Origin of the sequence: Campylobacter sp. US42a, assembly GCF_004379055.1 — a bacterium.
GTDB classification, from domain to species: domain Bacteria; phylum Campylobacterota; class Campylobacteria; order Campylobacterales; family Campylobacteraceae; genus Campylobacter_D; species Campylobacter_D jejuni.
Map to the genome: position 1 here is coordinate 20,808 of NZ_RYYK01000009.1, position 12,394 is coordinate 33,201.

Genomic DNA, 12,394 nt, shown 5'->3' on the forward strand with positions numbered 1-12,394 from the left:
CCTATAAAATAGAGCTTTAAAATTATTATTTTTATTAAAATTTCAAGAGATTTTTATACTCCATTTTTTATAATAAGATGATTTTTTTATTTTGGAGGAATAAGGATGAATAGAAGGGATTTTATTAAAAATACCGCTATTGCAAGTGCTGCTAGTGTTGCAGGACTTAGTGTTCCAAGCTCTATGCTTGGTGCACAAGAAGAAGATTGGAAATGGGATAAAGCTGTTTGTAGATTTTGTGGAACTGGCTGTGGAATTATGATAGCCAGAAAAGATGGCAAAATCGTAGCAACAAAAGGTGATCCTGCAGCACCCGTAAATCGTGGACTTAATTGTATCAAAGGTTATTTTAATGCTAAAATCATGTATGGTGAAGATCGTCTTGTTATGCCTTTACTTCGCATGAATGAAAAAGGCGAATTTGATAAAAAAGGCAAATTTCAACAAGTTTCTTGGCAAAGAGCCTTTGATGAAATGGAAAAACAATTTAAAAAAGCCTACAATGAACTCGGCGTTACAGGTATAGGGATTTTTGGTAGTGGGCAATACACTATCCAAGAAGGTTATGCTGCTTTAAAACTTGCAAAAGCGGGTTTTAGAACAAATAATATCGATCCAAATGCAAGACATTGTATGGCCTCTGCAGTGGTTGGTTTTATGCAAACTTTTGGTGTAGATGAACCATCAGGCTGTTATGATGATATAGAGCTTACAGATACTATCATCACTTGGGGAGCTAATATGGCTGAAATGCACCCAATCCTTTGGTCAAGAGTAAGTGATAGAAAACTAAGCAATCTTGATAAGGTCAAAGTTGTTAATCTAAGCACTTTTTCTAACCGTACTTCAAATATTGCTGATATTGAAATTATTTTTAAACCAAATACAGATTTGGCTATTTGGAACTACATAGCAAGAGAGATTGTTTATAATCATCCAGAGGCTATGGATATGAAATTTATCAAAGATCACTGCGTATTTGCAACTGGTTATGCTGATATTGGTTATGGTATGAGAAATAATCCAAATCATCCAAAATTTAAAGAAAGTGAAAAAGATACAGTTGAAAAAGAAAATGTAATCACTTTAGACGATGAAGAGGCTGCTTCTTTATCTTATCTTGGCGTTAAAGCGGGTGATAAATTTGAAATGAAACATCAAGGTGTGGCTGATAAAAACTGGGAAATTTCTTTTGAAGAATTTAAAAAAGGTTTAGCTCCTTATACTTTGGAATACACTGCAAAAGTAGCCAAAGGTGATGATAATGAGTCTTTGGAAGATTTTAAGAAAAAACTTCAAGAGTTAGCTAATCTTTACATAGAGAAAAATCGCAAAGTCGTAAGTTTTTGGACTATGGGCTTTAATCAACACACAAGAGGTTCTTGGGTAAATGAACAAGCTTATATGGTGCATTTTTTACTAGGAAAGCAAGCTAAACCAGGTAGTGGAGCCTTTTCTTTAACAGGACAGCCAAGTGCCTGTGGAACAGCTAGGGAAGTAGGAACTTTCTCGCATCGTTTGCCTGCAGATATGGTTGTAGCCAATCCAAAACACAGAGAAATTTCTGAAAAAATTTGGAAAGTTCCTGCAAAGACCATCAACCCAAAACCAGGCTCTCCTTATCTTAATATCATGAGAGATTTGGAAGATGGAAAAATTAAATTTGCATGGGTGCAAGTGAATAATCCATGGCAAAACACTGCAAATGCAAATCACTGGATCGCAGCAGCAAGAGAAATGGATAATTTTATTGTTGTAAGTGATTGTTATCCTGGAATTTCAGCAAAAGTAGCTGATCTTATTTTACCAAGTGCTATGATTTATGAAAAATGGGGTGCTTATGGTAATGCTGAAAGAAGAACTCAACATTGGAAACAACAAGTTTTACCTGTAGGTGCTGCCATGAGTGATACTTGGCAAATTTTAGAATTTGCAAAACGCTTTAAGCTTAAAGAAGTTTGGAAAGAGCAAAAAGTGGATAATAAGCTTACCTTGCCAAGTGTTTTAGAAGAGGCAAAAGCTATGGGTTATAGTGAAGATGATACACTTTTTGATGCGCTATTTGCCAATAAAGAAGCAAAAAGCTTTAATCCAAACGATGCTATCGCAAAAGGCTTTGATAATACTGATGTTAAAGGCGATGAGAGAAAAATTCAAGGCAGTGATGGAAAAGAATTTACAGGTTATGGCTTTTTCGTTCAAAAATACCTTTGGGAAGAATATCGTAAATTTGGCTTAGGACACGGACATGATTTAGCGGATTTTGATACCTATCATAAAGTAAGGGGTTTAAGATGGCCCGTGGTTAATGGCAAGGAAACACAATGGAGATTTAATACTAAATTTGATTATTATGCTAAAAAAGCGGCTCCAAATTCAGATTTTGCTTTTTATGGTGATTTTAACAAAATGCTTACAAATGGGGATTTAATAGCTCCTAAAGATGAAAAAGAGCACAGTATTAAAAATAAGGTTAAAATTTTCTTTAGGCCATTTATGAAAGCACCTGAAAGACCAAGTAAAGAGTATCCATTCTGGCTTGCAACAGGAAGGGTTTTAGAGCATTGGCATAGTGGAACTATGACTATGCGTGTGCCTGAGCTTTACCGTGCTGTGCCTGAAGCACTTTGCTATATGAGTGAGAAAGATGGAGAGAAATTAGGCTTAAATCAAGGTGATTTAGTTTGGGTGGAATCTCGTCGTGGTAAAGTAAAAGCAAGAGTAGATATGCGTGGAAGAAACAAACCGCCTGTAGGACTTGTATATGTGCCGTGGTTTGATGAGAATGTATATATCAATAAAGTTACTTTGGATGCGACTTGTCCGCTTTCAAAACAAACTGACTTTAAAAAATGTGCTGTAAAAATTTACAAGGCTTAATTTAGGGTTTTGATTAAATGAAAGGTAGAAGAGAATTTTTCGTTAGTGCCTTTAAGGCTGCATGTTTATGTACAGGAGGTGGATTTTTGGCTAATTTGGCTTTAAAAGCCGATGATAATTATGCTTTGCGTCCTCCTGGGGCTGAAGATGAAGCTAGGTTTTTAAGCAAATGTATTCGTTGTGGGCTTTGCGTAAAAGCCTGTCCTTATGATACTTTAAAGCTTGCTAGCTTGTTAGATAGTCCAAAAAATGGTACACCTTTTTTTAAGGCAAGAGAAATTCCTTGTTATCTTTGCAAGGATATTCCTTGCATTAGAGAATGTCCAACTGATGCTTTAGATAAAAAGCATTTAGAACAGGGTATAGAATCTTTGAAAATGGGTATTGCTATTGTTGATAGTGCTTCTTGTGTGGCACACTGGGGAATTCAATGTGATGCTTGTTATAGAGCTTGTCCTTTGATAGATAGGGCTTTAAAACTTGAGCTTAAACGCAATGAACGCACCGCCAAGCATGCTTTTTTACTACCTAGCGTGGATCATGAAGTGTGTGTAGGTTGTGGGCTTTGTGAACTTGCTTGTATTACTGAAAAACCAGCCATTCGTGTTTTGCCAAGGGGGTATGTATTGGGAAAAGCAGGATCTCATTATGTAAAAGGCTGGGATGAAAAAGATGAAGGTCGTATAAAAAATGCAGATACTTCAAAACATTTTGATGCTAAAAAAGCAACCAATTATTTAAATGATGGAGAACTGTGATGAAGTATTTAATTGCTAGACGCATCATTCAGCTTGGAATTTTAGCGCTTTTTAGTTTTAAAGCTACAGATTTTATATTGCAGGGAAATTTAAGTTCTTCTAGACTTTTTAATACCATACCTTTAAGCGATCCTTTTGCGGTTTTGCAAATCATTTTAGCAAGCTGGAGTATAGATTTAATGGCTTTAATAGGAGCTTTGATTATATTTTTTATCTATGGTTTGCTTTTAGGAAGGGTTTTTTGCTCTTGGGTTTGTCCTGTTAATTTAATCACAGATTTTGCTGCTTTTGTGCGAAATAAATTAACCCTTAATAATAAATTTTTAATTTTGCCTAAAAATTTACGCTATTTTGTGTTGGTCTTGGTTTTAGTCCTTTCTTTTGTATTTTCATTGCCTGTGTTTGAAAGTTTTTCTTATATAGGAATGATACATAGAGGGATTATTTTTGCTACAAGTTCTTGGATTTTTGTAGCCTTTATACTTTTTTGTATCGATACTTTTTTAAGTCCTAGGGCAATTTGTTCACATTTTTGTCCACTAGGAGCTTTTTATGCTTTTATTTCTCGTTTTGCTTTGCTTAAAATAAAGCATGATAGTGATAAATGCACTAAATGTTATGAATGTATCCGTATTTGTCCTGAAAAACAGGTTTTGTGGATGGTTGGAAAAGAAAGTACTAGTGTGAAATCAGGAGAGTGTATAAGGTGTGCAAGATGTATAGAAGTTTGTAATGATGATGCTTTGAATTTTAATATTTTTGATTTAAGGAATAAATAATGAAGAAGAAATTGGTTTTATTAGGAAGTGCCGCAGTGGTATTTTTTGCCGCTTGTGCAATGAATAGTGGGGTAAGTTCGGAACAAATTGGACTTAGAAAAGCAAGTTTAGAAAATGAAAATAAAGTAAATTTAGTGGAAGCAAATTTCACAACTTTACAACCTGGGGAATCTACTCGTTTTGAGCGTTCTTATGAAAATGCACCACCATTAATTCCGCATGCTATTGAAGATTTGTTACCTATAACTAAAGATAACAATATGTGCTTAAGCTGCCATGATAAGGCTATAGCAGCAGATGCTGGTGCAACTCCACTTCCTGCTAGTCATTATTATGATTTTAGACACAATAAAACCACAGGAGATATGATTAGCGATAGTCGTTTTAATTGTACTCAGTGTCATGTTCCACAAAGCGATGCAAAACCTTTAGTGGGAAATAGCTTTAAACCTGAATTTAAAAATGAACAATTAAAAAGTCGTTCAAATTTAATTGATGTGATTAATGAGGGTGTAAAGTAAATAAATGAAAAAATTTCTTTTTATTTTGAGTCTTTTTTGTGTTTTGTCTTATGCTTATGAGCTGAAATTAAATGCCAATATAACAGCTTTAAAGCTTGATAAGCAAAACTTATATATAGGCACTGATAAAGGTGAAATTTTACAATATAACATTAAAGATAAAAGTTTAAAAGAACTTTTATCTTTGCCAAAGATTAAAAATTATTATGGTGATGATTTTGCTAAAATTTACAACATTGATGTTTTTAAACATACACTTTTAATACTTAGCGAGGGTGATTTTGGTGCTAAAAATTTAAGTTTTTATAAGGAAAATTTACAAATCAAAAAGCTCGAAGAAAATAGCATAATAAAAGCATTTTTTATCAATGAAAATACTTATCTTTTGATTTCTATTGGTTCTGAAATAGAATTGATTGATAAAAGTTTAAAAAATATAAAAAAATTTAATTTTTCCCATTCTAGTCTTAATGATGCAGTTTTAAATGAAGATAAGAGTAGACTAGTTGCAGGTTTTGAGAGTGGCGAAGTAGAACTTTTTGATTTGAAAAATTGGAAGATGTTAAAAAACTATGATAAAATGCATAAAGATAATATCTATCAAGTAGATTTTAAAAATAATGTTATTTTAAGTTGTGGAACGGATAGGCGTATAGGAGTTGTAAAAAATGAAGAGCAAAATTTTTTACAAAAAGATTTTTTGATATATACTTGCGCTTTAAGTCCTAATGGAGAATTCGCTGTTTATAGTGATAATGAAGCTGGAGTTAGTGAAGTTTTTAGTACAAGTGATTTTAAGCCTGTTAAAACTTTTAATAATGAAAATTTGATGAGTGAGTTTATTATTTTTTTAAACAATAAAGATTTTATCATTTCAGGCTTTGGTGATAGTATAATGTTTAGGAGTATTGATGAATAATCTTTCTAGTGTTTTGATTTTAGCAAAAGAAGAATATATAAATGATTTAAAAAAGGCTATATCTGAAATTCCTTTTTGTTCTGTAGAACTTTGTGAAAATGAAAAGATTATAGTTGTGATTGAAAGTGAAAATTTAGAAGATGAGTTAAACTCTTATAAAATGCTTGAGAAATTGCCAAATATTATCAGTATTAATATGGTTTTTTCTTATCAAGATTTAAATGATGATATCCAAAAAGCAATCAATAGTGGCGCAATAGAAACGATAGAAAAAAATGAAAATGCTGAGAATATTCGCTACTATGGTAGTGTGTTTAATCAATTTTCTTAAAGTGTAAAGATGGTATTTTTAATCCCATTGCTTATTATAATTGGTATTATTTTTGGAATTGATTATGTGTATTTTAAAAATCAAGATTTAAAAGCGCAAGTTAAAAAAGAACAAAAAGAATTAAATTCTAGTTTAGAGAAAGAAAAAAAAGAATATATAGAAAAATTGTTTAAAACAAAATAGACATTAAAAATCATTTTATTTTCTTAAAGATAAATTAAAAAGCTTTTTGCTAGAATTAAAGAAAAATTTTAGGAAACAGTGATGAAAAATACAGTCACTGAAGCTTCTATCTATGAGGCTCAAGGGTTAAAAGATGAAGCTTTAGAAATTTATAAAAATATCTTAAAAGAAGATCCGGATAACCAAAACGCTATCGATGCGGTTCGTCGTCTTAGTGGTTTTAGATCCAAGCATAAAGACTTAAACACTCAAATGTTGGATTTTTTTATTAATATGAAAAGCGATGAAGAAATTAATGAATTTAAAAGGTGGTTGATAAAAATATGAATTTGGAAGATTTAGCTAAAAAAACCATTAGCGAAGTTAGCTCTATCATGGAAGAGCAAAGAAGACAAAATGAAATTTTAAAAGAACAAGAATTAAATAGAAAAACTGAAATAAAAGATGAATTACCACCTATGGAGTTTGTATGCGAAGAGCTTGATACTCCGCAAGACTTAGAAGATAAAATTTCTATGGCAAAATTTGAAGAAGAGCAAAAAATACAAAATAATATTGAAATTTCTACTCAGGAAAATAAAGAGTTTAAAAAAGAAGAGCCTTTTTTACAAAGTGAAATTTTAAATCCTAGTGTTATGACAGAGGTTCAAACGCTTAATGAGGATATTTTTTTAAAACATCTTAGAGAGAGAATTTTAGTTCTTTTTGAAGGTTTAAATAGCATAAAAAAAGATGATCTTGAAAATAGGTTAAACTTGACCATAAATTTTTTAGAGTTTCTGCTTGCAAATATCGAAGATAAGCTTAAAAAATAATCCCGATTTACAGTTTATTGCTGAGTTTTTAAAGCCTTATACCAAACGAGTGTATTTGGTTGGAGGTAGCGTTAGGGATTTGTTTTTAGGCTTAAAAATTTGTGACTATGATATAGAGCTTTATGATATAAAACCTAAAGATTTTGAAAAGATTATGCAAAAATTGGGCGCACAAGGCTTTGGAAAAAGTTTTTTTGTGTATAAGTTTAAAAATTATGATTTAGCTCTTGCTAGAACCGAAAATAAAATAAGCTATGGACATAAAGGTTTTGAAGTTCAAATTTGCAATGATGAAAAACTTGGCGCCAAAAGACGCGATTTTACCATAAATTCTATGATGATTAATCTTTTTAACGATGAGTTTTTAGATTTTTACGGAGGATTAAAAGATCTAGAAGCAGGCTTTTTAAGGCATATTGATAAACAAAGCTTTCAAGAGGATAGTTTAAGAGTATTAAGAGCGGTAGTATTTGCTTCAAGATTTAACTTTAAGATAACTAGCGAAAGCTTGAAATTGATGCAAAGTATGGATATAACTGATCTTAGCAAAGATAGGATCAATGCAGAGCTTTATAAATTCTTTAAAAGCCCTAGACTTGATGTCGGCTATAGATATTTACAAGAACTTGGCTTAGAGAAACAGGTTTTCGGCTTTGAGAGTGTTTTTAAGAGTTTGGAATTTCAAAATTTACTCAGACAAAGTAGAGAATTTGTAAAAAGCGATGCTTTATTCTTGTATTTGTATTTGAATTTTTTTAATTTAGAAAAAGATATATTTTTTAAAAGAACTAAACTTAAAAAAGAATACCTAAAATACGCAAATCAAGCTTTTTATCTTGATGATATAAGTGATTTTAAACTAGCAAAAATTGCTTTTGAAATGCCTTTGAAGGAATGGCTTGGACTTTGGAGTAAAAAGCGTATTGAGCAAGCTAAAAGATTAGGGCTTTATGGGAATAAGTTTGAAAGTAAAATTTTAGCAAAAGATTTCATAAATGCTGGATTTTGTGGTAAAATTCTTGGTTTAAAGCTTCAAGAAGCAAGAGAGAATGAATTAAAAGAATATATAAAAGGTTTAGCTAAATGATTTCTGTATTAAAAATTTGCACCAAAGATCAAAAAGGTTTAATTTATAGAATTTCTGATGTTATTTTTAAATATCATATCAATATAGTAAAAAACGATGAATTTGTAGGCGAAGGAATGTTTTTTTTTCGTGCTCTTTTAGAAGGTGAGTTTGATAAAGAAGCTTTTATAGGAACGCTTGAGGCTATGCTTGGACAAGAAGCCTTGATAGAGCTTTGCGAGAAGAGAAAAAAAGATATTGTTGTTTTTGCTACTAAAGAAAGTCATTGTTTGGGAGATTTGCTAATAAAGCATTATAGCAACGAACTTGAAGCAAATATCAAAGCTGTGATTTCAAATCACAACTCTTTAAAGGATTTAGTTGAGAAATTTGAAATTCCTTATCATTTTATCAGCGCTGAAAATTTAGATCGAAAAGAGCAAGAAAATCAGATTTTAAAATGTCTTGAACAATATAAATTTGATTATTTGGTTTTGGCAAAATATATGCGAATTTTATCTCCTGATTTTGTTAGGCATTTTGAAGGTAAGATTATAAATATTCACCATTCTTTCTTACCTGCATTTATAGGAGCAAATCCTTATAAACAAGCCTTTGAAAGAGGGGTTAAAATAATTGGAGCTACGGCACATTTTGTAAATAATAATCTTGATGAAGGTCCTATTATCACTCAAGCTGTTTTACCTGTAAACCATGAATTTACTTGGCAAGATATGCAGCAAGCAGGTAGAAATATAGAAAAAGATGTTCTTTCAAAAGCACTTGATTTGGTTTTTGAAGATAGAATTTTTATACATAATAATAAAACTATAATATTTTAATGCGATAATTTTACTATAGTTTTATTTAAAGCATTAAAAAAATAATCAATATCCTCTTTTTCATGCGTATAATGCAAGCTTATTCTTAACCAACCTGGTTTTGTTTTAAGTTTTTGATTATCTTTTAAGCCTAGTAAATCATGACCATAAGGCCCAGCACAAGCACATCCAGCGCGTGTTTCTATGTGGTATTTTTTACTAAGTTCGTAAGCGATATCAAAAGGAGAAATTCCTTTGATATTGAAAGCAAAAATAGGCAATCGGGTTTTTAAATTCTTTGCATATAAAATTAAATTAGGTATAGTTTTTAGTTTTTCAAAAAAATAATCTTTTAAAATTTCTTCTTTTTTTTCTATATTTTTAATCCCTATAGAATCTTTGATTTTAAAAGCTAAGCTAGCGCGAATGAGTTGTAAAATTCCAGGTGTTCCTCCTTCTTCTAAAGCTTCTTCATTGCAAAGGTAGCATTGTGAAGTGCGAGAAACATAGCCCACAGTTCCACCTGCTGCAAAGCTAGGCTTGTTTCCACAAAGATCTTTTTTGATAGCTAAAAGTCCAGAACCGCCAATACCACCGATTAATTTATGAGAACTTATAAACAACGCATCATAGTATTGACAAGATATGTTTTTATAGGGAATGAAACTAGATGCATCAAAAGCAACTATCCCTTTAAATTTACGAACCATTTCAGAAATGCGTTTGTAATCACTTAATATCCCAGTAACATTTGAAGCTAAAGAAAAGCTAGCGATTATTTTTCTTTTTTTGTTTTTTTGTAAAGTTTTTTCTAGAAAATCAAAATCAATTTCTCCATTTTTATCCAAGGGAATTCTAATACATTCGCACAAGCCTTCTCGAAATGAAAGTTCATTAGAATGATGCTCATAAGGCCCTACGATAACTAAAGGTAAGGTATTTTTATCAATTTGCGTAAAATATCTTTCTTTTACAAGAGGAGGAATGTAAATGCCGATTAATTCTTGAAATTTTTTAATAGCACTGCTTGATCCTGTTCCGCAAGCTATAAGGGCAAAATTTTCATCTAATGATAAACTTTTTTTTATATCTTTTCTTGCTTGTTCGTAAATTTGTTGAGTTTTAAAAGAATTCAAAGAGCTATCAGAATGTGTGTTTGCATAGGTTGGGAGAATTTTTGAAATTTCTTTTTCTACACATTTTAGAGCTAAAGCACTTGCTGTGAAGTCAAAATGCAAAATACCTTTTTTTAAGATCAATTCTTTTTTTAAATCTGAAATTTGCAAATACAATCCTTATAAAAATTTGCTAAAATTATACTATAAAAATACTTTATAAAAGGAAAAATATAAAATTTAAGAACTTTGTAGATTTGCATAAGAATTTGTCTTTAAGTAAGCTTTTTGATTTTTATAGTGTGTTTGAAGGTTTTGAAAAATTAAACATTTTAAATTTTGAAGACGATGTATTTACAAATATAGAGCGAATTTTGCTTGATGATTATCTAAAAATTAAAAGTTATTTCGCCTTGGATGAAACAAGTTCTTACGCTCTTACTTTACTAGCTAAAAATAATCGCAAGCGTTTTTCTATCAATAGAAAAATTCAGCATTTTAAAGCTTTATCTACGCTTAAATATCTTTTAGAAACAGGTATAATAAAACTTGAGTATAGCAAGGAAGCTAAAAAAATAAAAGATAAAAGACAAAAAATCAAAAAAGAACTAAGATCTTATGTTGTCCAAGATAAGATTATATTTAGCAACCATTTTACTCGTTTCTTTTTTTATTTTTTAAAGCCCAATGAAAAGCTTATTTTGCAAAATCGTTATAAAGAAGTTTTAGAATGCATTAAAGAAAAATTTGAACTTTATCAAAGTTTTTGTTTTGAACAACTTTCTAGAGAATTGCTTGAGAAAAAATTCAATATCAATGGAGTGCAAAGTTACTGGGATAAGAATTTAGAACTTGATCTTTATTATCAAGATGAAAATTTGTGTTTTGTCGGAGAAGTTAAATTTAAAAATAAAAAAATTTGTAAAAATATTTTAAATCTTTTAAAATCAAAAGCAAAGTCTTTAAATTTGGCTCCAAATTATTACATTATAATCTCAAAAAATGGTTTTAGCAAGGAATTTGATAAAATATGCGAACAGAATTTGCTTTTACTTGATTTGAATGATTTTAAGATTTTATTAGAGGAATGATAAATGAATGAAAATATTTTAAAAAGTTTAGACTCAAATGAAAAAGAAACCCTACAAAAAGGCTTAGAAAGTCTTATAGAACAAACTTATGTAATAGAAAATGAATACAAAACTTTAAATGAAAACTATAATTCCTTACGCGCAATGGTTGATGAGATTATAGAGGTGTTGCCTAGTGCACTTTGGATTTTAGATAAAGAAAAAAATATTATTTTACAAAATCAAGAAGCCTTGAAAAATCCAAAATTACTTAGTATCATTAGTCTTGATAAAATTCGCGATGAGCTTGAATTTGAAGGTAGGTTTTATGCGGTAAAAATCATAGCGCATAATGAAAAAACTATAGTTTCAGCTACAGATATTAGCGATGAAAAACGCAATGAAAGGCTTGCAAGCATGGGTAGTGTAGCGGCTCATTTGGCACATGAGATAAGAAATCCTATCGGATCTATATCTTTACTTGCTTCAACCCTTTTTGCTCGTAGTGAGCTTAAAAATAAGCATATAGTTCTTGAAATCCAAAAGGCTATTGCTAGAGTAGAGCGTATCGTAAATTCAACTTTGCTTTTTACTAAGGGTGTGCACATCAATGCCTTAAATTTTAATCTTTTAGAGTTAAAAGAAGAGTGTGAAAGTGCCATTAACTCTTATAATTTCACTTCTCAAATAGACTTTGAAATATCTTTTTTGGATAAGCAGATTTGTGCTGATAAAGCTCTTCTTGGTTTGGTTTTGCAAAATTTGATTTATAATGCTATTGATGCGATAGAAGAAAGCGAATGTGAAAAGCCTATGATTAAAATTTTAGCAAGTTGTGATAATGAAAAAATATGCATCAGAGTGTATGATAATGGTTGTGAAATAAAAGATGAGAAATTGGTTTTTGAAGCTTTTAAAACAACAAAACTTAAAGGCAATGGGCTTGGCTTGTCTCTTTCTAAAGAAATCATAAACGCTCATAAGGGAGAGTTAAGTTTTCAAAGCGATCCTAAGAATTTTTATTTTACCTTACCTTTGGTGTGATAAATATTTTCTTTTCACCCCAAAACGGAACAGATTTTGCTTGTATTATTTATAAAATATATTTAGATTGAAGGCAAAAAATCTAAATCAAG

14 protein-coding genes are annotated in these 12,394 nt (G+C 30.6%); 13 read left to right on the forward strand and 1 reads right to left on the reverse strand.

Going from position 1 to position 12,394, the window contains the following annotated elements:
• The first annotated feature begins 105 nt into the window (after positions 1 to 105).
• The 11 genes from napA to purU all read left to right on the forward strand — a co-directional run bounded on the left by napA (position 106) and on the right by purU (position 9,094).
• Complete coding sequence (napA, locus tag ELQ10_RS08055) at positions 106 to 2,880, forward strand: periplasmic nitrate reductase subunit alpha (RefSeq protein WP_134250438.1); 2,775 nt, start codon at positions 106 to 108, stop codon at positions 2,878 to 2,880.
• Positions 2,881 to 2,897: 17 nt separating this feature from the next.
• Positions 2,898 to 3,638: a ferredoxin-type protein NapG gene (napG, locus tag ELQ10_RS08060; RefSeq protein WP_134250439.1), complete on the forward strand. Its 741-nt coding sequence runs from the start codon at positions 2,898 to 2,900 to the stop codon at positions 3,636 to 3,638.
• Entirely contained in the window at positions 3,635 to 4,417 is a 783-nt protein-coding gene (napH, locus tag ELQ10_RS08065; protein WP_134250440.1) for a quinol dehydrogenase ferredoxin subunit NapH, read from the forward strand. The genes napG and napH overlap by 4 nt, the downstream gene beginning before the upstream one ends.
• Positions 4,414 to 4,938 (forward strand): nitrate reductase cytochrome c-type subunit, encoded by a 525-nt coding sequence (locus ELQ10_RS08070; protein WP_010891887.1) that lies wholly within the window; start codon positions 4,414 to 4,416, stop codon positions 4,936 to 4,938. The genes napH and ELQ10_RS08070 overlap by 4 nt, the downstream gene beginning before the upstream one ends.
• Positions 4,939 to 4,942: 4 nt before the next feature.
• Positions 4,943 to 5,857, forward strand: a complete 915-nt coding sequence (locus ELQ10_RS08075) for a WD40 repeat domain-containing protein (RefSeq protein WP_134250441.1) — start codon at positions 4,943 to 4,945, stop codon at positions 5,855 to 5,857.
• Positions 5,850 to 6,188 (forward strand): chaperone NapD, encoded by a 339-nt coding sequence (locus ELQ10_RS08080; protein WP_002867967.1) that lies wholly within the window; start codon positions 5,850 to 5,852, stop codon positions 6,186 to 6,188. Before ELQ10_RS08075 ends, ELQ10_RS08080 begins: the two co-directional genes overlap by 8 nt.
• A 9-nt stretch (positions 6,189 to 6,197) precedes the next feature.
• A complete protein-coding gene (gene tatA2 / locus ELQ10_RS08085) occupies positions 6,198 to 6,371 on the forward strand; it encodes a Sec-independent protein translocase subunit TatA2 (protein ID WP_134250442.1) in 174 nt (57 codons plus the stop codon).
• A gap of 78 nt (positions 6,372 to 6,449) precedes the next feature.
• A complete protein-coding gene (locus tag ELQ10_RS08090) occupies positions 6,450 to 6,698 on the forward strand; it encodes a tetratricopeptide repeat protein (protein ID WP_002859818.1) in 249 nt (82 codons plus the stop codon).
• Positions 6,695 to 7,186 carry a hypothetical protein gene (locus tag ELQ10_RS08095; RefSeq protein ID WP_002856776.1) on the forward strand — a complete coding sequence of 164 codons (492 nt, stop codon included), beginning with the start codon at positions 6,695 to 6,697 and terminating at the stop codon, positions 7,184 to 7,186. The genes ELQ10_RS08090 and ELQ10_RS08095 overlap by 4 nt, the downstream gene beginning before the upstream one ends.
• Positions 7,155 to 8,273 (forward strand): CCA tRNA nucleotidyltransferase, encoded by a 1,119-nt coding sequence (locus tag ELQ10_RS08100; protein WP_134250443.1) that lies wholly within the window; start codon positions 7,155 to 7,157, stop codon positions 8,271 to 8,273. The genes ELQ10_RS08095 and ELQ10_RS08100 overlap by 32 nt, the downstream gene beginning before the upstream one ends.
• Positions 8,270 to 9,094 (forward strand): formyltetrahydrofolate deformylase, encoded by an 825-nt coding sequence (gene purU, locus ELQ10_RS08105; RefSeq protein WP_002857007.1) that lies wholly within the window; start codon positions 8,270 to 8,272, stop codon positions 9,092 to 9,094. The genes ELQ10_RS08100 and purU overlap by 4 nt, the downstream gene beginning before the upstream one ends.
• Here purU and ELQ10_RS08110 read toward each other — a convergent pair.
• Positions 9,091 to 10,365 (reverse strand): aminotransferase class V-fold PLP-dependent enzyme, encoded by a 1,275-nt coding sequence (locus tag ELQ10_RS08110; RefSeq protein WP_079747907.1) that lies wholly within the window; start codon positions 10,363 to 10,365, stop codon positions 9,091 to 9,093. The genes purU and ELQ10_RS08110 overlap by 4 nt on opposite strands.
• A gap of 35 nt (positions 10,366 to 10,400) precedes the next feature.
• Here ELQ10_RS08110 and ELQ10_RS08115 point away from each other — a divergent pair, with 35 nt between their 5' ends.
• Both ELQ10_RS08115 and flgS read left to right on the forward strand, forming a co-directional pair.
• Positions 10,401 to 11,279: a DUF234 domain-containing protein gene (locus tag ELQ10_RS08115; RefSeq protein ID WP_011812736.1), complete on the forward strand. Its 879-nt coding sequence runs from the start codon at positions 10,401 to 10,403 to the stop codon at positions 11,277 to 11,279.
• Positions 11,280 to 11,282: 3 nt separating this feature from the next.
• Positions 11,283 to 12,302 carry a fla regulon two-component system sensor histidine kinase FlgS gene (gene flgS, locus ELQ10_RS08120; protein ID WP_134250444.1) on the forward strand — a complete coding sequence of 340 codons (1,020 nt, stop codon included), beginning with the start codon at positions 11,283 to 11,285 and terminating at the stop codon, positions 12,300 to 12,302.
• Positions 12,303 to 12,394 lie beyond the last annotated feature (92 nt).

What these genes read in the sequence shown, in the direction of transcription:
- ELQ10_RS08080 (WP_002867967.1), top strand. Translation starts at nt 5,850, where the DNA reads ATGAATAATCTTTCTAGTGTTTTGATTTTAGCAAAAGAAGAATATATA.
- flgS (WP_134250444.1), top strand. Translation starts at nt 11,283, where the DNA reads ATGAATGAAAATATTTTAAAAAGTTTAGACTCAAATGAAAAAGAAACC.
- tatA2 (WP_134250442.1), top strand. Translation starts at nt 6,198, where the DNA reads ATGGTATTTTTAATCCCATTGCTTATTATAATTGGTATTATTTTTGGA.
- napG (WP_134250439.1), top strand. Translation starts at nt 2,898, where the DNA reads ATGAAAGGTAGAAGAGAATTTTTCGTTAGTGCCTTTAAGGCTGCATGT.
- ELQ10_RS08075 (WP_134250441.1), top strand. Translation starts at nt 4,943, where the DNA reads ATGAAAAAATTTCTTTTTATTTTGAGTCTTTTTTGTGTTTTGTCTTAT.
- purU (WP_002857007.1), top strand. Translation starts at nt 8,270, where the DNA reads ATGATTTCTGTATTAAAAATTTGCACCAAAGATCAAAAAGGTTTAATT.
- ELQ10_RS08095 (WP_002856776.1), top strand. Translation starts at nt 6,695, where the DNA reads ATGAATTTGGAAGATTTAGCTAAAAAAACCATTAGCGAAGTTAGCTCT.
- napA (WP_134250438.1), top strand. Translation starts at nt 106, where the DNA reads ATGAATAGAAGGGATTTTATTAAAAATACCGCTATTGCAAGTGCTGCT.